Genomic DNA, 21,396 nt, shown 5'->3' on the forward strand with positions numbered 1-21,396 from the left:
TGCATAAGCGCAACTTCAAAGAGCGTCAGCGAGGGATTGAGCCGTTTGACGGGATCCCTCGCTGACGCGTCGGGTAAGGAAAAACCAATCCCCACACAAAGGCAGCTATCGAAAACTTGTCGCTTGGCCGCCTGGCTGGAACCATCACAAAAGCGATCCCGACAGCAGGAACAACCGGGAGTGAGGCCAATTGCTTAGATAAATCGGTCGACTTTGCGCGTCTACATTCGCAGCGCCACTCCGAGCCCACCACCATCTGAGCGAGTTTCTCAATGAACGCCGTCACCGGACTCCTTCTACGTTCATTTTTGATTCTCACCTGCATGGGACTCTCTAGCTGGGCGGCAGAACCCAATCCTGGTTCGGGAACCGTCACAGTGACCATCAACGACCCGCACGCAAAGGTGGTTGCCGGAGCCACTGTGTCGGTGCTGAAGTGGACGGGTAATTGGAAACAGGTCCTCCAGCGGCGGACGACCGACTCGGCCGGCAAGGTCACGCTGGACAGCCTGCCAATCGACACCAACCTTGCCGTGCATGTCTCCTCAGCGGCTCATGCGAACACGATGCACAAACTCGTTTTCGCCACGCCAATCGTCCAAGAAATGACGGTGATTGTTGCACCGCCGGCAACCGGGGCAATCAAGATTGTCGATCCCGATGGAAAGCCCATTCCAGGTGCGATGATCCAGCGATTGGAAATCACCGATCGGAATGAGGTTTTGAATTACATCCGTTCGGCAGACGCAGGCTCGCTCGGGTTCGATCTGCAACCGAGTGATTCCCAGGGACGACTGACGCTGCCGCCGCTGCCGGACGGGGCGCGGCTAAAGGTGGTGCTGTTGCATCCGGATTGGCGACCAGCGCAAATCGAAGATTTGATTGTAGCCGATCAAACGCTGGCCACCGTGACGATGCAGCCTGGCGTTCGGCTGAGCGTTGACTTGCTCGATGTCAACGGTCAACCGCAAGCTCTTGATCCCCAACAGGCGGAGATTCGAATGATTGAATTTCAATCCGAGAAACGTGACGGGTCAGTCCAGCATCGATTCACGATTCGTGACAATCAGATCCAGTTCACGGTCTGTCCGCTTCAGTACGACCGGCTGATCATTCAAATGGACGACTACTTTGTCACTCCAAATTTGATGCACGCTGCCGAACTACCTTCACCCGAATTGGATTTCACTAGTGGCGTCGAAAAAACGATCCGATTGAATGTACGCCCCAAAGTCCGGGCAACCGGCAAGGTGATCGATGCTGATGGAAAACCAATGGCCGGCGTCGCAATGTTTTCGTCGATTGACGCGCTCTCGGCACAATGGCCCGCGATTGACCCGGCGGCAGATCTCCCCCAGCAGACTCGGTGGTTGACCGAAATGCGGCGTAAGTGGTCGTCCGGTGGTGACGCGGAGACCGATGCCGATGGAAACTACGAGATCCAACTGGCAGCTGGATCCGCTCGCGTCGAGTGCATTCAGATGGGGTATTTCTGTCGACCTGAGTTTGTTGAATTCGAAGCCTCGGCCACCGGAACGGTGGTACCGACATTCAAATTGCATCCGGTTCCGGTTCTCCGCGGTGTGGTCAACGATTCAGGTGGCAAACCAGTTGCCGGTGCGATGGTGCGAATGCGCAGCACCGGCCGCGGCGATGCAGAGCCCTGTGGAATGACCGATGACGCGGGCGCTTTTGAATTGAAGATGACTCGAATCCCCTATCGGCTGAATGCCGAAGGCTTAGTGGACAATGTGTCTGTGGTTGCGATGGATGTAAAACGTAATCTCGGCGGAATCAGCACCGTTGATGTGACCGATTCGGCGGCAACCAACCAAATGGTGATTACGGTCGGGCCGCAACCGGTCGATTGGATTTTCCAACCTCAACCCGATTTGCCGGCGATTGATCCAACCTGGATCGCCAGTTGGACGCAGCAGGTCGAACAGGGAAGATCGCTGTACACCGCCGGAATGCCAGGTATGACGCCTCCGAATCTGGCGACCGGAACTTGGTTGAATAGTCCCGCGAAAAGTTTAGATGACTTCCGAGGTCAATTTGTCTTGCTGGATTTTTGGTTCATCGGTTGCGGCCCTTGCGTCCGAGATCAGCCCACGGTCAAGACCGCCCATCAGTTGTTCACGGATCTCGGTTGCACTGTGATCGCAGTGCATCGAACCGGCAGCACGCCGGACGAAGTCCGTGACTATGCCAACGCCAACGGAATGACTTACCCGATCGTCGTTGACGATGCCAACGGGACGATCACGGATCAGTATCGTAAACTGGGGGTGGTCGGTTTTCCCAGCTACATTCTGATTGGCCCCGACGGAACGATCGTTCATAACGATGCGACGATGATGCCGCCGTCTCTGCGTCGATTCAAACTGGAACGGATCTACCAAGCGATTCGCCAGGCTGCGGTAGCGGAGTGAATTTCAGCCGGCCAGCGCCATCTTGGGAAGCAAATAAAACGTCCGCACACCGGATTGTTGATTTAAATAGCCGGTCGCAAGTTGGTGTGGAGGATTTATCCGACCGGCTTTATTCTTCGCAGAAGACCGTCACTCGAGTCGGATAAATCCTCCACACCAGCGCCGTTGAAGTTGCCAATGTCAATCCTGCTGACGACCAAGACGACGTTAGCTCGGTGCCGATGAACCACCGCGTGCCGATTGCAATAGCTGGTCACGTTTGTGCAGACGTTGACGCTTTGCTTCGTCGATGGCAACGCCTTCGCTATGGCTGATCTTTTCCAACGTTGCAATCGCTTGATCGGGACGTTTCAAGATTCGCAGCTGAATTTGCGCGAGTCGCAAGCAAGCATCGTCGGCCATCGGTCCACGCGCATTGGTGATGATTGCTAACGGTCGAATGGCGTTGACCCATTGTTTTTCCTGGCCCAGCGCGACGGCGTAACGCATCAGCGTCTGTTCGGACAGTCCGGCAGCGATCTGTAACGAATCGAGTCGCAGGAATGCTTGTTGTGCGGCAGCCAGGTTTTGTGACTGCAGGCACTGACGCAGTACAAATGCGAGTCGATTGAATTCGGCATGCGCCTGACATTTTTCCGCAATCTCCGCCGCACTCGGCGGTGCGTTTTTCCGCTTGCGAATTTTGGGTGCGACCGCTGCAGCGGTGCGACTCTTGGGACGACTGTCGGCTGGCTTCTTTGCTTGCGGTGTGGATGCGAGTCCGATCGTGCGACTGGCGGAAACATCGCCGCCGGTCAATGCCAGCGCGGTCGCCACAGGGTTTTCTACTTCGTTGGTTTGATCTTCGTCGCGTTGACGCTGCTTTTCGCCATACAGCAATGGATACTGTTGCAACCAAGGGTTGCGCGAAATCAAATCCCAACCCTCGCAATCCACCGTGTCGGTGCGCAACATGTAGATCGCGATCGGGAATCCGGCCAGCGCGCCCAGTGTGTGCCCCATCGCGCCGGACATACTGAATCCAGATAGCACCAAACTGATCAGATCCAATGCGATGAAGAAGCAACTGAACGTGATGATCCGCGCCTCAAAGGTTCCCATCAACGGATACATGATGAAATACAGGCACTCCATTTCATTTTCTGGAGCCCAAACCAGTGCGATCACCATCAGCCCCGAAATGACACCGGACGCTCCGAGTGCGTTGCCTTCGTCGCCCATTAGATACATGGGCACTTGAGCCACGGCGCCGATTAGAATGCAAATCCCCAAATAGATAGCAGCAAAACGCAAGTTTCCGGCCTTGCCTTCGACCACCAATCCGAACACGAACAGAAAGAACATGTTGCCGAACAGATGAAAGAAATCGGCATGCATGAAATTCCCCGTCAACCACTGCAGCGGGTTGATTTGGTTGAACTGAAACGTCAACCATTCGATCTGTTCGGGTTCCAGATTGCCCAGCATCACTTGCAAGGTTGTTGCGCAAAACACCACGATGTTGGTGACGATGATCGATGCAGTGACGATCGGCCAGTGATAGAGTGGCGCGTCAGTGCTGTAGGGAATGATCATGGCTGTGTCGCATCATGAACCGTGGCTGGTGAGTGAACGGATCATACATTATCGCAGCGCGCGTCGCGAATTTCCCGCCTGATTCAATTCCGCGGCCAGTTGCTCTCGAAAGATCTTGCTGTTGTGGCGAATGTCCACCGGCAGGGGGCGGTCGCGAATCACGACTTGATCGATCGATCCGGTCAGCGGATTTCGTTTGGCCAAATCCAACAACTCGTCAGTCAGACGTTTGATCTGCGGCTGAGAACCGCTGGGAAATTCGGTGGTCGGTTCGATCATCATCACCGGCGTTTGGTTGCCCGGTTCGCCGCGGCCGACCAACGCCGAACGGTAGACGTCCGGGTGCGTATTGAAAACGGCTTCGCAGGGGACCGTGAACCAGGTGCGTTTTCCACAGCTGACGCGATGGGCTTTGCGGCCGCAGAACCAAAACCTGTCTTGGGCATCCAAATAGCCGACATCACCCATCCGATGCCAAACGTCCTGGCCGTCGCGGACTTTGTGCATCGCATTTTGGTCGCTGCGGACCACGTACTTTCGTGTCACCATCGGACCGGTCACCATCAGTTCGCCGATCTTTCCCTGCGGCATTTCACGCGTCTGGTCCAGCGATTCCAAAGGGCCGTCATCAATCTCGATAATCCGCCAGCGGACACCCTCGAATCGAGTGCCGACACAAACGCCTTTGCCTTTGGATGCTGCTGGCCCGGTTTCCGAAATCACTTCACGCGATTCAATCGAAGCAATCGGCAGCGCCTCGGTGGAACCGTAGGGTGTAAAAATTTCGGCATCCGTTGCGATCAGTTCACGCAACTTGGCCATCGTTGATGCTGGCACCGGTGCGCCCGCCGACAGGACCCGGCGCAGCGTCGGAAACGGTTGTTTGACTTGGTTTTGTTCGCACCAGCGGACCACGGTGTTCCACAAAGCGGGCGATCCGAACGCCTGGTCGACCTCCCATTGTTTTGCCGCTTCGATCAGTCGCCGCGGGTCAACCTCCGCCGGACGCGTGGGATCCATATCGGGAATGATCGTCGTCACCCCCATCACCGCGTCGAACAACCCAAACAAGGGAAAGCAGGCTAGATCGCGTGATCCACGGTGAATGTCGTATCGTTCACGGATGCGATCGATTTGCGCATGAAAGGTCGCGTGGCTGTATAGCACACCCTTGGGCGGTCCAGTGCTGCCAGTGGTGAAAATGATCGCCGCCGGATCGGGGCGATTGATGATCGGCAACATGTCGTCACGTTCCGATTCGGGAACCGACTCACCCAATGCGATGATTTGATCCAACGATTGACCGCCCCAGAAATAGCGCCGCCCCACCGTCACGTTCCAAACCGCATCCGGAAATCGACGTCGCAAAACGGTACGAATCGCTTGGGCTTTGGGGATTCCGACAAAACCATCGGGACGTGCGTCGGCCAGACATTGGACCAGGTGTTTGCGTCCGATACCGGGATCGATCAAGACCACGACGGCGCCCGTCTTCAAAAGTGCGAACACCAGTTCAATGAAGGGGGCGCCAAAGGGGACCAACATCGCCAGCCGCATCCCCGGCCGTACACCCCAACGCACCAAACCCCGTGCGATCGCACTGCTGCGGTCATCCAAATTTTTAAACGTCGTCAATGCATAGTCGCGACTGCCGTCGGCGGCGACCGGTCCGTTCGGCTGGGCAATCGCAATCGCCCCCGGGGCCAACGAAGTGACCAAGCGTAGCCGCGAGGCGACGTTTCCATCTCGGACGGGGTTATTCATGGCCTGGCTTTTTTGATTCGTCTTGAAGCGTTTGAATGACACAGTCCGCAATCGATTCATCGATCACGCTTTGAGCGGCTTTCCATCCCGGAATCGCATTGACCTCTAAAAACAGATCCGGGCCGTCACGATTGTCGATGATATCGACCGATGCGAACACCAGCCCCATCATTCGCGCGATCCTTAAAACACTTGATTCGAGTTCGCTGGAAACGTCGATTCGCTTTGAACGTGCTCCGGCGCCCACATTGGTGCGGAAACACCGCTCGTTTTCTCGACGAATGCCAAACACACGTTCGCCGACAACCAGCAACCGTGTGTCGCGGCCGCCGGGAGGAACGAAGGCCTGAATCTGAAACACGGCATCGAGTTGGTCTAGCGTCGAAAAAGTGTACCAGGCGAGTTGTCGGTCGGTGATCCGCATCACGCCATGGCCTTCGCCGCCAAAGATCGGTTTGACAATACAGTCACCACCGAGTGAATCGAATGCCGCAATCGCTTCGCCGCGCGATTGCACCACACAGGTCGGCGGGGTCGGATAGCCCGCGGCCGTCAGTCGAGCCAGGGTGGCAAATTTGTCAATCGACCACTCCAACGAACGCGGCGGATTGATGATCGGGACCCGATCCACCAGTCCGTCCGCGATGGCGTGCAGGGTCGCCAATCGAAACGTGATTTTCTCTAGCGATCCGGCCGGCATGGTGCGAGTCAATATCGCGTCATAGCCGCCCAACAACCGGCCTTGTCCGGACAACTCAATTGCCGTCTTCGAACCCAGCCCAGTTGTCGTCGGGTCGTTTGCTGTGCTGGTTAACGCTGTGCTGATCGAGGCTGTGCTGATCGAGGCCGCAAGTGATTCATAGGGCACGATGTCGAATTGGTGTCCACGAGCCTGTGCCGCGCTGCGCAACTGGTCTGCATGCCAACCGGTCGGGCAGCCGAGCATCAGAAAACGCTGTGCTCTGCAGCTTTCGTTATCAGTCATGTCGTAAACGACTCACGCATGATTTCAGGCTCGATGCGACCGGCGGCAAATGATCGGCCACTACGCAGATTGTGAAACCGAACCACAGCGGGACTGAATAGGGTCGAATCGACTTTGTAAAAATCATGATCGTAGCTGGCGAAGATCTCTTTGAACGGTCGGCCATGATCCGGCGAAGCAGAGCTGGGGGCTTGATCCAACACCGACTCAATGGAGTGGTCTGGACAATCCACCCAAAGCGTGACTTCGGCACCGTACAACATCGCATCGTTAGTCCGCCCGATGCCCGCGATGCTTTGGCCCGGCTTGGCCGGCGGAGGCAGCGGCGCCGTCCCGCTGGCCGAAACCACTTGGGTCACATCGAAGCGGAGGGCATGTAATTTGTGCATCGCCGTTTCCACGCTACGAGCGACGATCTGGATCGAACCAGCGATTGAGGTGCTCGGCGCCAGACCGATCGTCAGCTGTTTTGTTTCGACATCACATTCGTGAGCGATCTTTTCGATCGCATCGGCCGGCGGCAACGCGTCGGCTTCAATCACGCCACAGGCAAGGTCGGTTTCTGTCTCCACCAACTGCAGATCGATCAGCACCTCTTCTTTCCCTCGCAGCAATCGCATCGGACCGCTTCCCATCGCAAAATAGTCTTCGGTCGACACCGGCCAACCTGCGTACTGGCACCCCAAGCAACTCAACACGGGCGCGTCGGTGTGAATGTGAACGGCGTTGGCCACCGAAAAAATCGCTGCGTCACATGCTGACAACCTCAGTTCGGACAATCCCCCCATGCATGCTTGGGCAAGCGCTCGACCGGATCGTAGTGAACCGGGTGTCTGCAATCCAAAATCGATCACCGTGGCCCCCGCGATGGTATGGGCGCGAACGCGTGCCAATCGGTCGGCGCGACAGGCCAGCAGTTGATCGCGTGCGGAGCGATTCGGCGAGTGATTCGATTCGGCAATGGGGTCGTGCATCAGCAGGCTGCGGCGGTGATTCAGCGGCGAAGTGGCGAGCGACGATCGTCGCCAAAGAAACGGATGATGTCGAGAGGGTGGGGGCGGTCGGTGGATACCCGAATGACAAAACGCACTCGATTCGTCATCTTGTAGCGATTGTTGAACCCTCCGTTGCCGCCACCGCGTCTCATGTCATGCCGCTAGAAGTCATCTTTTACCCCCATCCGACACTCCGCTTTGTCAGCCAACCGATCAAGCGAGTCGATGGTGATTTGCTGAAAATTGCCGACGAAATGCTGGACTTGATGTACGAATCCAAAGGCGTCGGGCTGGCAGCCAATCAAGTCGGCCTGCCGCTGCGGATGTTTGTTGCCAACCCGACCGGTGAACGTGGCAGTGGCGAAGAATACGTGATCCTAAATCCCGAAGTGCAGCGACCCAAAGGATCCGAGACCGCGCAAGAAGGCTGTCTCAGCCTGCCCGGCGTCAACGGCGACGTGATTCGCCCCAAATCGATCCGTCTGAGCGCCTACGATATCAAAGGCAATCCGATCGAATCCACTTTCGAAGGCTTCTTGGCGCGGATTTTTCTGCACGAGATCGACCATCTCGACGGCACCCTGTTCTTCGACCGAATGGGCGACCAAGCGGTACTGGATCTGCAGGGTGGGCTGGATGTCTTGGAAACCGATTTCCGCTCCAAGCAATCCACCGGCTTGATTCCGGCCGATGATCAATTGATCGAACAATTGTCGGTCTGGACGAAAAAGTACTGCTAAACAGGTTGGTGAAACACTGCGCCGCCGCCCCATCACTGGAGCTCCTAAACACCGTGCGTTTGATTCTCATGGGAACCGGCCCCTTCGCCGTGCCGTCTTTCGATGCGCTGCGCTCTGGCGGTCACGAGATCGCGATCGTGGTCACGAAACCCGAACCTCCGGTGAAAAGCCGCAAAGGGCCGCCGCCCGCGCCGACCCGCAGCTGGGCCGAACAACACTCGCTGCCCATCTTTGATCCGCTGAGTATCAATGATCCGCAGGCGATCGAACAATTGAAATCTTATGCCGCCGACTTGATGGTGGTTTGCGACTATGGCCAAATCTTGAAACCCGCTGCGTTGGAATCGACACGGTTGGGTGGGATCAATCTGCACGGTTCCCTGTTGCCCGCGTATCGTGGCGCGGCGCCGGTGCAACGGGCTTTGCTAAGCGGCGATGCAGAAACCGGCGTCAGTGTGATTCACATGACGCCTCGATTGGATGGCGGTCCAATCTTGGGGACGCGAACCACTGCGATCAGCGATCAAGAAACCTCCGGCCAATTGGAAGAACGTCTTTCACATCTTGGCGTCGAACTGGTGCTGCAATGCATCGAACAGCTGACGACTTGGGACGGACGATCCGCTCTCGGCAATGCGCAGGATGCCGATCAAGTGACCAAGGCGCCGCGTTTGAGCAAGCGCGAAGCCGAGATCGATTGGAATCAACCTTCGAAACACATTGATTGTCTGGTCCGCGGCATGCAACCTTGGCCGATCGCGTATTCAATGCTCAAAATCCGTGACAATAAACCTGCACTGCGACTGGCGATTTTGAAGGTCAGTCAAAGTCGAGAAGACGTTAGTGATCTACAGCCAGGGCAGATCGCCGGTCAGAGTGATCTGATTGTTGCGACCGCCGACGGCGCACTGAAAATTGAAACGCTCCGGCCAGCAGGCAAACGCGACATGAGCGGCGAAGAGTTCTTGCGCGGCTACCAGCTACCCAAAGCCACGTCGTTTCAGACGCCGGATCCGACGCGGTCCAGTTAGACTTCAACCGGTTTGGTCGACGCAGGCGCGTTTGGCTTGCGGGCCGGCACCGGCGTTAGTTCAGGGTGCAGTTCCAAACGTGGGCCGGTCGGCGCAGTCGGCTGCAGCTGCGGCATCGGCTGAAAGGAGGGAGGCAACGGACGCCGAACACCGCCTGGACCGAAACCGGGTGGCATTGGCTGTCCGAAGTCCGGCGGAAGCGCCGGGAGTGTTCGATCGGGGCGCGTTGCCCGCTCGGTGCGGACGATGCCAGCTTTTTGATAAACCTGATACGCCTCCGGATCTTCGCGTCGTAATTCATCGATGTCCTTGTAAGTCTGCTTTTTGATGCCCCCCTGCTTGCCCGGACGCTCGGTTTCAATTCCCGCTCCGGCGTCGCGAAAGCGAAACTTGCGGTCGTTCTGAACCACTTCGACGTCGCGAACCCCATTGGAAGTACGGATACTGATCCGCAAATTAGTCCGTTGCATCGGAGCAAACGCTTGCGGTGGCCCGGGAGCGACTGGGGCCTGGATGGCAGGCAGAGGCTGCAGCGGCATCGGGTCCGGTGGCTGCAAAGCGTTGCGGGCGCGGCGGGCTTGCAATCCACCGGCCTTTGCAATCGCAACGAGCGCCCGTCGAGCACTCGACGCGATTTCTAGATTCGAGTCCTGAGCGGCTTGCTGCAATAGATCCAATGCACGAGTCGCCGATTCAGAATCGCCCGACTGGACAATTTCGGCCAACATCTGATGGGCTTTGGTACCTAGCTGCCGCAGCCGTCGCGAAGCTTCGCTGCGCTGGGCGAAACGATCCGACTGCATTTGCTCAAGCAAATCCGACATCAATGCGGTGCCGGTGCCTGAGGACTGGCCCTCTGCAGGCGGAACGGACTGGGCCACTAGGGGATTGGAGGTGACGGCAGTTATAAGGATCGTTAAGACAATTCCTGAGGTTGATAGCAATCGAGGTCCGGTGCAGCGGATTGGATGGCTCATGATTGATCGAATCGTGGGAAGTCGGTTAGAAACAGATTTCAGGCGTTCGATGCCTCCTCGGCCTTCATTATAGAGCGAAAAACTTTGGCGAGACCACCGGAATTCGCTTGCCAACCGGCAAACCAATCTTGGGGTGCGATCGACCAGACTGCTAGACTCAGCGATCGAATTTGGCATGCCTTCTTGCTATCAAGTCGTCGCGATGAAGCTGTCGGGCCAATGCCCAGTCTGCCGCCTCACAATCGCTTTCCCCGAAGCGTCGTTGCTGGCTGCGCCAGCGTCAGCTTCCAATTCGGCTCTTCCCGCATCCGTTTGCTGCGAATGTTCGGCCCAGCTTTCCGTGCACGAGGCCGCTTCGGTCAGCGAAATCTCAACCGAGTGCAGTGACTGCGCAGCCAAATTCGTCGTCGATCGGTTGGGTGCCGGGATGCAGCTGCCCTGTCGCTGTGGCGCGACAATCGAGATCCCAACAGTCATACTCAAAGAAGCGGAGGTTATCGATCCGGGGTCTGTCCCCGACCGCTCGGCCGCCTGGAATGTCGTTCGTTTCCCGAGACTCCGCCAATTCCGTCGCGGCCTCGTTCCCAATCAGTTCGCAGGTTTGGGGTCTGTCCCCGCTGAAGCAGTCCCCGCTGAAGCAACTCCACCCTGGACCACCGTTCGCTTTGCCGGGCTGCGCCGTTTCCGGCGTGGCATGGATCCGCGCCCCATACCCGAGCCAATTCCGTCCGCCGCCAACGATCCGGGGTCTGTCCCCGACCGCTCGGCAGCCTGGAGCGTTGTCCGGTTTTCGCGACTCCGCCAATTCCGTCGTGGCCTCGTTCGCAAGCAGTTTGCAGGCTTGGGGTCTGTCCCCACTGAAGCAACGTCAGCCTGGACCACGGTTCGCTTTGCCGGGCTGCGCCGTTTCCGGCGTGGCATGGATCCGAGCCCAGTACCCGAGCCAATTCCGTCCTTCGCCAGCGATCCGGGGTCTGTCCCCGACCGCTCGGCAGCCTGGACCGTCGTTCGTTTCCCGCGACTCCGCCAATTCCGTCGCGGCCTCGTTCCCAATCAGTTCGCAGGTTTGGGGTCTGTCCCCGCTGAAGCAACGCCAGCTGAAGCAACGTCAGCCTGGACCACCGTTCGCTTTGCCGGGCTGCTCCGTTTCCGGCGTGGCATGGATCCGAGTCCCATACCCGAGCCAATTCCGTCCTTCGCCAGCGATCCGGGGTCTGTCCCCGAACGCTCGGCAGCCTGGAGCGTTGTCCGGTTTTCGCGACTCCGCCAATTCCGCCGCGGCCTCGTTCCCAATCAGTTCGCAGGCTTGGGGTCTGTCCCCGCTGAAGCAACGCCACCCTGGACCACGGTTCGATTTGCCGGGCTGCGAGGATTCCGGCGTGGCACAGATCCGAGCCCCATACCCGAGCCAATTCCGTCCTTCGCCAGCGATCCGGGGTCTGTCCCCGACCGCTCGGCCGCCTGGACCGTCGTTCGTTTCCCGCGACTCCGCCAATTCCGTCGCGGCCTCGTTCCCAATCAGTTCGCAGGTTTGGGGTCTGTCCCCGCTGAAGCAACTCCATCCTGGACCACCGTTCGCTTTGCCGGGGTGCGCCGCTTCCGGCGTGGCATGGATCCGCGCCCCATACCCGATCCAGTGCCGTCCTTCGCCAGCGATCCGGGGTCTGTCCCCGACCGCTCGGCCGCCTGGAATGTCGTTCGTTTCCCGAGACTCCGCCAATTCCGTCGCGGCCTCGTTCCCAATCAGTTCGCAGGTTTGGGGTCTGTCCCCGCTGAAGCAACTCCACCCTGGACCACGGTTCGCTTTGCCGGGTTGCGCCGCTTCCGGCGTGGCATGGATCCGAGTCCCATACCCGAGCCAATTCCGCCCTCAGCCATAGATCCGGGGTCTGTCCCCAAGGAAGCGACTGTTGCCGACGAAGCGATTGGGGCGCAGGTGTCGGGCGACGAAGTGCCGCCATCGCATGACGAAGCTTCGCCGGAAGCCAATGAAACTCTAGTGTCGCTGTCTTGTCCCGGCTGCTCACGAGCGTTCTCAATCCCTCCAGCTGCTCTTGGGCAATCGGCTCAATGCACCTGCGGCTTCGTCTTTGTCATGCAGGAAAACGTTTCCGCAATCGATTCGGCATTCTGTTCCGATCTGGTGCCATACACGCCACTGGCAATTGATCGCACCAGCAACAATCGCAACAGAATTGAATCCACTGGCCGACAGACGCCTTCCCCGCCGCCGCAACCGAGCACCCCACAACCAAGCAGCGATCGGCCCGTAGCAACAACGCAGCGCTCGGACGCGGCCCAAACCCTTTCGACGTTCGATCCAGCCGCTACTGTTACCGGATGGCAGCGTTGGGGGAACGCTGCGATTTGGGGGGCCGCACTGATGGTGGGAGTCGCCATCGGGTTTTTCGCGATGAGCTCTTGGCAGCGCTACCGGATTGCAAACACCGGTCACCTGATTCCGGCAAAGCCGGCGCGACCGATTCGCACCGATACGAGCACCATCACTGCTGCCGATCCAGCGGAACCGACGCAGCCCTCCGTGATGTTGTCTGATTTCCTTGCGCCACTGCATCAGTTGGCTGCCGCGATGGAATCAGGGGCGACGTTGCCGCGCGCACCACTACACGATTTCGCCGCAGCCGTTGAAAATTTGGGCGACCAGAAAGCCAAGTTCACTGTCGCAGATTTATTTTGGTTGGCGAACTCTTGGGAAGGTTTTGGCAACCGCGCCCAGACGCCTGCGTTGGCGTCGCGCTGCTACAGACAATCCGCTGCCGCCTATGCGTTCGCAATGACGATCGACTCGATCGCGTTACCCGATCGGAACCTTGCGGAACGTCGCCATCAAGAACTGTCGGCAAAGTCAATCGCCGCACTACAGCTGGCGGCACATCCCCGCCCCGCTGACTCGCCCCCGGTCAGTCAAACACATTAGTGCTTACGTGATCGAGCAAGGGCACCACGGGATCAGTTGTAACGCGCTGCAAGTGTTTTGACGGGCGCGATTCGTGGTATAAACAAGCGTCTCATGTCAGTCGCCTTTTCACTCTCGTCCCCGCTGCCAGCTATATGACAGACCCCTCGGACCTGAATGCTCTGTACCAGGATTGGCTGGAAATTCCAGCGCATCGTCTGCCGCCAAATCACTACGCATTACTGGGGATCGAAGACTTCGAATCAGATCCGCAGTTGATCGAAGCTGCTGCAAAATCTCGCGGCGCCTACCTGCATCAAATCGCAGCCGGCCCGCAGCGCAAGAGTGTGCAAGAGATGCTGCGTCAAGTCGCAGTCGCGCGGCGAACATTGCTGAGCGATACTTCAAAAGCCGACTATGACACCGCGCTGCGGACGCCACAGTCGCCGGAAAACCAACCCTCGGAAATCCAGCCGCCCCAGCCCACGGCCCGCACAACACCAGCCGACAACAACGCGGCGGCTGAGCCCAACCCCACTGCTGCGCCACGTCGAAAGAAGGCCGCTGATTGGAAGTACCACGTGATCAGTGCTGCGGTGCTGTTAGGGATCGTGGGCATGGTGTTTTGGGTCAACCGGGACCCCGGTGGTCGGCGTGCGGCTCAACTTGCGTCGCCGACATCCGCGTCCTCCACTCCAAAAGCCTCAAAGCAAACAGCGCAGTCCGGCCAAGCGGCGAACGGTGGAGCCCGCAAAGCTCCGGCAACCACGCCGGGAAATCGCTCCGTCGCTCGAAAGCCCATCATCGCGCCGCGCCGCGAAACCGGTAGCGGATTGGGGATGGGACTCAACAACAAATTCGGTGACGTGTTGGCCGACATCGCGAGCCAAGAAGCGACGGGTGAACCAAAATCCGATCCCGCCGGGTTTCAGCCGCTGGGTGGACTGTCCATTGGTCCAGTGAAAAACGAAATCACGGACTCCGATCAACCCACTGACTTACAACCGGTGGAGGCGTTCCCGGAGGCGATTGCGCAACGCTTTGAGAGTGAGTCCGGTTTGGACTGGTTCACTGTTGATGCAGGCCGACTACAGATCAATGTCGCCAAACAAAAGAATTCTTTCCAGTTAAGCGACCGCCAGTTTCAACTCGCCCCCGGTGCTGCGGTGCAGTTGACCACTTCACTCGCATCGGGAATGCGTGGGGAAGTTCGAGTCGGATTTGTCATCGATGGCGTCCGTTTGGGGCTGCGGCCCAAGGGCAATGGGTTGGAAGTCACCGCCCGGGATCGCGGAGCCGAAGCCAGCGTGGACTCGGTCACCAAGCTACCGGGGAAAACGCAACAAGCGACATTCACGGTGATTCGAGCGACCGAGGATCCCAATACATTGCGTTGGACGCTCAGCGCAGGCGACAAGCAGTGCAGCGGCAGCGTGATCGCGACCAACCTGGCCGATCAAGCCGGAGTGGCTCTGTTTGCGATCGCGCCCAAGTCAGACATGAAGCAATCGCTTTGGATCAGTGACCTAAAAACCACCGCCGAAAACTAAGTCGTCTTGAGCAAGTGCTCCGTCCATCGTTCGACTTCGGCTCAACAATTCGTGGCGTAAGCATCCAGCTTGCGATTCACCCGGTGTGGTGATGTCAAGTCGGACGCTTACCCCACTCAGTGGACGAAGCACTAGCCGATCAACCACTGCATCAAAGCTTGCCATTCGACCCATTGGGCGTTGGTACAGCGATCGATTTGGTCAGCGTCATCGGATTGCAACGCGGACTGGCATTGGTCAACAAAACCCGATGCGTTTTCGTACACGCCTGCGGTCAGATCGGGCAGCTGTTCCAGGACCGGGTGGCCCCCCACTCGGCGGAACCAATACTTGGCGTTGCCAAAGTCGCCTTCGCGGCGATGCATGATCCCATGCAGAAAACTGCCTTCGGCGCTGCCCAGGTCTTGGCTAATCGAGTGGCTTTGGTGAATGTCGCCGGCGACCAACCAAAATCCGCTCAAGCATTCCATTTGTCGTCCGGCGGCGACTCCGGTCAGGTGATCGCCGATCCCACCGGTCAATAGCGGAACCAGCGGCGCGTGGCGACTGCCTTCTCCAAGTGGGGGTAATGGGGCGGATTGGATCGCGCTGCGCAGCTCTGTCGAGAGCGATTGGGCCAGCGGTTTTGCAAATTCAGCAAATTCGGGCATCTGAAACTGTTCTCCGGGAGAAGCCTACAAACCTGATGTGAAGACTACCGACAAAGTTTTCGGGGTGCTAGACTGCTGGGCCCGGCGTGCCATTGGGCTCAGGATGCCGGTTCACTTTGCCCCCCAAATTCATTCTCTTACATCGATTGTTTCGATGAGCAACGAACCACAACCCGTGACCGACGACGCTTCCCAACCCAACCCCGCAGCGGCACCGGTCGATTCTGCGGCCCTGTCTGATTCTGCGGCACCGGCGGCGGCCGAGCAACCGAAAGTTGATCCACCGCAAGCCGAATCGCAGCCAACCGAACCCGTTGACGGTAGCGGTTCCCAAGCAGCTCCGGCGGCGAGCCGCGCCGGCGGTGGCCCCCTGGCCGCGCGCGGACTGGGGATCGCAAAACCGGCGTCACCGAGTGTTTCGACCGAACAATTGGAAAAAGCGGACCGAGCCGGCGGCAAACCGAAAAAGAAAAAGGGACCTCCGCGTCCGCGTTTGCAGGGCGAAAAAGAATCTGCGGCACCGGCAGCCGCCAAACCAAGTGGTCCGCAACGGGTTGCCGTGCCGTCGCTGCGAGCCGGATTGAGCGACGATCTACAAGCCGAGCTCGATGCCGAATTGGCCGCTGCCGATGTCGAATCGATGCTAAGCGGATCGGCGGGGATGTCGGACCGCAAGGGGCCGCTGGAAGACGGAACTCGGATCAATGCCAAAGTCCTGAAAATCCACCAAGACAGCGTCTATGTCTCGCTGGGCGGACCGGACGAAGGCGTGGTGCCGCTGGTTCAATTTACCGACGCCGAACCACAGCCCGGTTCGATGGTCGACCTGGTGGTCCGCAGCATCAGCCGCGAAGACGGTCTCTATCAATGCACACTTCCGGGATCGAAAATCGACGTCGCCGACTGGGGCGATCTGGAAGAGGGATCGATCGTCGAAGCGGTTGTCACCGGGCACAACACCGGCGGTTTGGAGTGCAAGGTGGGGGGCGTGCAAGCGTTCATGCCGATCAGCCAAATTGCTGAATACCGAGTCGAAGACGCCAGCGAATTTGTCGATCAAAAATTCATCTGCCTTGTGACCGAAGCCAATGAGCGGCGTGGCAATTTGGTACTTAGCCGCCGCGCGATCTTGGAACGCGAGCGCGAACAAAAACGCAAAGAACAACTGGAAACGATCGAAGCCGGCGATGTTCTCGAAGGCGTTGTCCGCAGCGTCAAGGACTTTGGTGCGTTCGTCGATCTGGGCGCACTGGACGGACTGATTCACGTCAGCAAATTGAGCTGGGATCGTGTCAAACACCCCAGTGAAGTCTTGGAAGTTGGCCAAAAGGTCCAGGTCAAAATCGAAAGCCTGGACAAGGAAACTGGGAAAATCAGTTTGTCCTACCGCGACCTGTTGGAAAATCCATGGGACACCGCAGAAGCTGAGTTCCCAGTCGGTTCGATTCAGACAGGCACCGTGTCACGGATCGCCGCATTCGGATGTTTCGTCCGCTTGGCGGCCGGCGTCGAAGGCCTCGTGCACGTCAGCGAACTGGCGCACCACCGCGTGTCCAAAGTCGACGCGTTTGTCAGCGAAGGCCAAGAGGTAGAGGTCAAGGTGTTGTCGTTTGACCGTGAGAGTCAAAAGATCGGCTTGTCAATGAAAGCCGCCAAACAACTGGCCGAAGACGCCGCCAAACCCAAGGACGTCGAGGAAGACGAGCCGCAACGTGAAGTGGCTGTGAAAGCCACCCACGACGGGCCACTCAAAGGCGGCAACAATACCGATTCCGGCGGCGAACGCTTTGGATTGCGTTGGTAAATCGGTAGAGGCGAGGTAGTGGAACTTTGACAAGATCCACTACCCCCATATCGGGATTCGCCGCTCGATGGCTAGCCTTTGATGTCTGCGAAACCGCGGAGGTCGTAGGGCACGTCGACGTAATCCAGGACGCGGCATAGGCCACGAAGCGCGACGCCGAATCCGTCGGGCCCGCTAAATCCGCCGAACTGGCCACCGCCTTTGACGTGTGGTTCCAAGTCGACGAACACTCCATCGGCGCCGCGTGCTGTCATCCGACGGTGCAGTTCCGGCAAGAAATCTTTCAGATCACGGAAGATCGCTTCGTGGCCGCAATCGCCGCGGTCCGCGGGCACAAAGTTTGCCAGGCTGGCTTCGTCGACATGCTCGATTCGGCCCGACGGTGAGGGATCGTGATAATCTTTGACGTGCAGCCAGCCCATGCTGGGCTTCATGGCCAAATACTGTGCGTAGGTGTCGTCGGCACTGAAACCTTGTGTGACGATATTGGCGCCGTCAAAAATCGTCAGCATCGCTGGATGATTGACTTTGTTGGCGATCTTTTCCAACAGTTGCCCGGTCTGACCGACCAAATTGGCTTCGACTTCCAAACCAAACGTCAGGCCACGTTTGTCGCAGGCTTCTGCGATTTGGCCCAGTTGATCAGCGACTTGATCAACATGTTCGTCCGGTGAAGTGCCTTTGGGGTGATAAAACGCAAATCCTCGAATCAACTTGGCGCCGAACGCTTCGGCGCGATCACAGGCCGTCTGAACGTCTTCGGCCAAATATTTTTCAAACGGGATGAACTTGTTGGCCGTGCCGTCATCGACATCATTCAATTTGACTTTGCCGATCGGTGAACCGATGCTGCTGACGCGAAGTCCATAATCGGACTGCATCTTCACCAGATGATTGATCTCGGCATCCGAGAGTGCCATCACATTTTTGATCCCGTCGCCGGCATCGATGAAGCGGATTGAGTAGTACCGCAAACCCAAGGCTGCGAAGGCGGAGTACTGTTGAACGGCAAGCTTTTCGTTGGCGGCTTCGTCGGCGAATCCACTCAGTAGCACGGGAATCTGGTCGGTCATGGCGTCGATTTTAGGTAGGTTCGGGGAGCAAAACGGATCGGGTTGGACAGCCGCCATTGGCGTGGCAAAGGCAGCGTCGTACAAATTCACGCCTTGGGTGGCAGGCGGATTAGGGTGACGGATGTTGGACAATGATGTTGCTGTGCAATCCGCCACGGGGTGTCCACTGACTTTCCACTGTCACGCTTTTCGGCTGTACAACGGCGACAAAGTCATCCATGATGCGGTTTGTAATCGCTTCGTAGAAAATTCCTTCGTTGCGAAACCGCTGCAGATACATCTTCAAACTCTTCAATTCCACACAAACCTTGTCTGGAACGTAGGTGAAAATGATCTTCCCGTAGTCAGGTTGTCCGGTTTTGGGACACACCGACGTGAATTCGGGGCAGTGGTGAACGATCGTGAAGTTGCGCGTCGTATTGGGATTGTCAAAGACTTCCAAGATGTCGCAAAAATTATCTGACTCACTCAATTCTGATCTCTCCCTTGGGAAAACCGCAAGTTTCGCACGCTACGACTGAATCGAACAGGGGACCGAGTTCGATCGATTTCGCCACCACCACCGATCCGCGTACCGATCCATCGAAGGATCCCGCGGTGGGCACGGTGTTGGTCAGCGAAACGTTTGCCAGCCGCCAGGGCGAAGGAAAGCTAACGGGTACCGATAGCTTTTTCATTCGTACGAGCGGCTGCAACCTGCGCTGCTGGTTTTGTGACACCCCTTATGCGTCGTGGGAACCGACCGGCAGTCCCACTCCCCTGGCCGATTTAGTCACCGCAGCGGTTGAATCGGGATGCTCTCATGTGGTGCTGACCGGTGGCGAGCCGCTGTTGCCACGCGCTGCCGAATCGCTGGCTGGCGCACTGATCGATGCAGGACTGCATTTGACGATCGAAACCGCCGGAACCATCGACAAACCGTTGGCCTGTGACCTGTTGTCGCTCAGTCCCAAATTGGCCAATAGCACGCCCGATGCCGCCCAGCACCCGAGTTGGAATCGTTTGCACGAGCAACGCCGGATGCCGCTGGCGATCATGCGAAAATTGATCGACGCCGCACTCGATTTTCAATTGAAGTTTGTCGTCGAATCGGAATCCCAGTTCGACGAAATTCAGGCAATCACTCAAGCGCTGGCCGTGAACGACCAGGACGTGTTCATCATGCCGCAAGGCGTCACCGTCGCTGACTTGGATTCCGCTTCGCCGTGGTTGCGCCCCTGGGCACAAACCAACGGCTATCAATATTGTGATCGCATGCAGATTCGCTGGTACGGCAATCGCCGCGGGACCTAGACCGCATCCACCGTGGGAACTTCGTAGCCGGCGTTGTTGGGATCTTTCAACAACCGGTTCGCTTCTTCGGCACGCTCGCCTTCGAATCGCTCCGTTTCTGCGTTGAAACTCAACATCGGTCCCAAGTTGTACTTGGCTTCATTGGCCGAAACTCCAACGCCATCTTCCATGATGCGGTGCAAGCGACCAAAGTGTTCGACGGCGTCTGCGTTGCCACCAAAATCGGTGGCCGTCGCGCTGAATGGAACCTCTTGGCCGAGTCGGTACGAGTTGTTCATGATGTGCCCGAGCACACATCCGTAATGCGCATCGGTGACGTTGCCGTTGGCCATTGATGGGTCCTGAGCCCGGACCGCAGCGATAAATGAATTGAAGTTTCCGCCGGGGGTCACATCGCCCGGTTCTACTTTCAACGGCTCTGCTTTCTTCGCCCCGGGGCGAAGAATGCTGTAGTGGTTTTCGCCAGTGATCACACTGCCGTCTTCCAAGTAATACTGGTTGTAGACCTGGCGTTTGTAGTCTTTGTAGTTCACGTTGCGAACGTCAAAGAAAACCATTTGTCCGTTGGGATACTCAGCCATCGAGAACATCGTGTTGGGCGTTTGCCCCTGATCGTCCCATTGGAAACGTCCGCCGATGGCCATTGTTCGCGTCGGGTGCGTCTGATCGTCATCGATCGCCCACCGGGCAACGTCCAACTGGTGGGTTCCCTGGTTGTTCAGGTCCCCATTTCCGGTCGGCCAAAACCAATGCCAGTTGTAGGGGACGTAATTCGCGTGGTAGCCGTCGATCACAGCCGGCCCTTTCCAGTGTTCCCAATTCAGATCCGCCGGCGGATCACCGACGGATTTGAATCCGATTCCGCTGCGTGGTTTGCAACAATAGCCGTAAGAAATTTTTAATCGCGGCAACTTGCCCGTCTTGAGTGCTTGGTGCAGTCCGGCGATCCCGGCGCTGCTGCGCCGTTGTGTCCCGTGTTGAATCACCACGCCATATTTTTTCTGTGCGGCAACGGCAACGCGGCCCTCGGCGATATCGTGACTCATCGGTTTTTCGACGTACACCGCTTTGCCGGCTTGGGCTCCCCAAATCGTCATCAGCGAATGCCAGTGATTGGGCGTGGCGATCGAGATTGCATCAAGCGTCGGATCATCGAGGGCCTTGCGAATATCGTCGACCGCCTGCGTCGTCATCTTGCCTTCGGCACGCTTCTTGACACCCGCCATGCCTTTCGCCAACGCCCTTCCCGATGGGTCGGCGACATAACTGATCTCGACATTTGGTGCCCCCATCCAGCCCGCGATGTGCGACTGGCCGCGACCATTCAGGCCAGCCACCGCAATGCGAACACGATCATTGGCGCCCTCGATCGCACCGCTCGCTTTGGTGCCGGTGATGATCAAATTGCTGCCAGCAAGAAAACCGCCGGCGGCCACCGCTGAACCCGTGCTCTGGAGAAAACTCCGGCGAGTCTTTCGCGGGGAACTCTGTTGGTCAGAATTGTTGATTTGTTTCTTCATTTGCATCGCAGCAGTACCAATCAATTTCAGGAAGGAACGGGGGGATTTTGGAGGGCTAAAGATTGTCGACACAGTGACCGGCGTTTTTTC

Annotated in this window: 16 protein-coding genes; 7 read left to right on the forward strand and 9 right to left on the reverse strand. The window is 57.8% G+C overall.

The window, feature by feature from the left end:
* Nucleotides 1-323 precede the first annotated feature (323 nt).
* Entirely contained in the window at nucleotides 324-2,432 is a 2,109-nt protein-coding gene (locus NHH03_RS14900) for a redoxin domain-containing protein (RefSeq protein WP_253157426.1), read from the forward strand.
* Between the two features lie 207 nt (nucleotides 2,433-2,639).
* Here NHH03_RS14900 and NHH03_RS14905 read toward each other — a convergent pair whose 3' ends face one another.
* Genes NHH03_RS14905 through mch form a run of 4 tightly spaced genes read right to left on the reverse strand, consistent with a single transcriptional unit; the run spans nucleotide 2,640 to nucleotide 7,730 of the window.
* Nucleotides 2,640-4,007 carry a rhomboid family intramembrane serine protease gene (locus NHH03_RS14905; RefSeq protein ID WP_253157427.1) on the reverse strand — a complete coding sequence of 456 codons (1,368 nt, stop codon included), beginning with the start codon at nucleotides 4,005-4,007 and terminating at the stop codon, nucleotides 2,640-2,642.
* A gap of 48 nt (nucleotides 4,008-4,055) precedes the next feature.
* Complete coding sequence (locus tag NHH03_RS14910; RefSeq protein WP_253157429.1) at nucleotides 4,056-5,771, reverse strand: fatty acid CoA ligase family protein; 1,716 nt, start codon at nucleotides 5,769-5,771, stop codon at nucleotides 4,056-4,058.
* Nucleotides 5,764-6,756, reverse strand: a complete 993-nt coding sequence (locus tag NHH03_RS14915; protein ID WP_253157431.1) for an ATP-grasp domain-containing protein — start codon at nucleotides 6,754-6,756, stop codon at nucleotides 5,764-5,766. Before NHH03_RS14915 ends, NHH03_RS14910 begins: the two co-directional genes overlap by 8 nt.
* Nucleotides 6,753-7,730 carry a methenyltetrahydromethanopterin cyclohydrolase gene (gene mch, locus NHH03_RS14920; RefSeq protein WP_261364290.1) on the reverse strand — a complete coding sequence of 326 codons (978 nt, stop codon included), beginning with the start codon at nucleotides 7,728-7,730 and terminating at the stop codon, nucleotides 6,753-6,755. The genes NHH03_RS14915 and mch overlap by 4 nt, the downstream gene beginning before the upstream one ends.
* Nucleotides 7,731-7,906: 176 nt before the next feature.
* Here mch and def point away from each other — a divergent pair, with 176 nt between their 5' ends.
* Together def and fmt are read left to right on the forward strand one after the other, a co-directional pair.
* Entirely contained in the window at nucleotides 7,907-8,491 is a 585-nt protein-coding gene (gene def / locus NHH03_RS14925) for a peptide deformylase (RefSeq protein ID WP_315861458.1), read from the forward strand.
* 68 nt (nucleotides 8,492-8,559) lie between these two features.
* Nucleotides 8,560-9,522: a methionyl-tRNA formyltransferase gene (gene fmt / locus NHH03_RS14930; protein WP_253157464.1), complete on the forward strand. Its 963-nt coding sequence runs from the start codon at nucleotides 8,560-8,562 to the stop codon at nucleotides 9,520-9,522.
* On the opposite strand, the gene NHH03_RS14935 is transcribed toward fmt, so the two are convergent.
* Nucleotides 9,519-10,499, reverse strand: coding sequence for a hypothetical protein (locus NHH03_RS14935; protein ID WP_253157432.1), 981 nt, complete (start codon nucleotides 10,497-10,499; stop codon nucleotides 9,519-9,521). The two genes, fmt and NHH03_RS14935, sit on opposite strands and share 4 nt — an antisense overlap.
* Before the next feature lie 2,413 nt (nucleotides 10,500-12,912).
* Here NHH03_RS14935 and NHH03_RS14940 point away from each other — a divergent pair.
* Together NHH03_RS14940 and NHH03_RS14945 are read left to right on the forward strand one after the other, a co-directional pair.
* Nucleotides 12,913-13,437, forward strand: coding sequence for a hypothetical protein (locus NHH03_RS14940; RefSeq protein ID WP_253157434.1), 525 nt, complete (start codon nucleotides 12,913-12,915; stop codon nucleotides 13,435-13,437).
* A gap of 134 nt (nucleotides 13,438-13,571) precedes the next feature.
* Nucleotides 13,572-14,966, forward strand: a complete 1,395-nt coding sequence (locus NHH03_RS14945) for a hypothetical protein (RefSeq protein ID WP_253157436.1) — start codon at nucleotides 13,572-13,574, stop codon at nucleotides 14,964-14,966.
* 131 nt (nucleotides 14,967-15,097) lie between these two features.
* Here the strand turns inward: NHH03_RS14945 and NHH03_RS14950 are convergent, their stop codons facing one another.
* Nucleotides 15,098-15,616, reverse strand: coding sequence for a hypothetical protein (locus tag NHH03_RS14950; RefSeq protein WP_253157438.1), 519 nt, complete (start codon nucleotides 15,614-15,616; stop codon nucleotides 15,098-15,100).
* A 154-nt stretch (nucleotides 15,617-15,770) separates the two neighbouring features.
* Between NHH03_RS14950 and NHH03_RS14955 the strand changes: the two genes are divergently transcribed.
* Nucleotides 15,771-17,420, forward strand: a complete 1,650-nt coding sequence (locus NHH03_RS14955; RefSeq protein ID WP_253157440.1) for a 30S ribosomal protein S1 — start codon at nucleotides 15,771-15,773, stop codon at nucleotides 17,418-17,420.
* Between the two features lie 71 nt (nucleotides 17,421-17,491).
* On the opposite strand, the gene NHH03_RS14960 is transcribed toward NHH03_RS14955, so the two are convergent.
* Nucleotides 17,492-18,493: a sugar phosphate isomerase/epimerase family protein gene (locus NHH03_RS14960; RefSeq protein WP_253157465.1), complete on the reverse strand. Its 1,002-nt coding sequence runs from the start codon at nucleotides 18,491-18,493 to the stop codon at nucleotides 17,492-17,494.
* A gap of 109 nt (nucleotides 18,494-18,602) precedes the next feature.
* Entirely contained in the window at nucleotides 18,603-18,965 is a 363-nt protein-coding gene (gene queF, locus NHH03_RS14965) for a preQ(1) synthase (protein ID WP_253157442.1), read from the reverse strand.
* A gap of 14 nt (nucleotides 18,966-18,979) precedes the next feature.
* Here queF and NHH03_RS14970 point away from each other — a divergent pair, with 14 nt between their 5' ends.
* Nucleotides 18,980-19,786, forward strand: a complete 807-nt coding sequence (locus tag NHH03_RS14970; RefSeq protein WP_253157444.1) for a 7-carboxy-7-deazaguanine synthase QueE — start codon at nucleotides 18,980-18,982, stop codon at nucleotides 19,784-19,786.
* Here NHH03_RS14970 and NHH03_RS14975 read toward each other — a convergent pair.
* Nucleotides 19,783-21,306: a Gfo/Idh/MocA family protein gene (locus NHH03_RS14975; RefSeq protein WP_253157446.1), complete on the reverse strand. Its 1,524-nt coding sequence runs from the start codon at nucleotides 21,304-21,306 to the stop codon at nucleotides 19,783-19,785. The genes NHH03_RS14970 and NHH03_RS14975 overlap by 4 nt on opposite strands.
* Nucleotides 21,307-21,396: the final 90 nt, after the last annotated feature.

The organism is Stieleria tagensis (genome assembly GCF_024129865.1).
Classification (GTDB): Bacteria; Planctomycetota; Planctomycetia; order Pirellulales; family Pirellulaceae; genus Stieleria; species Stieleria tagensis.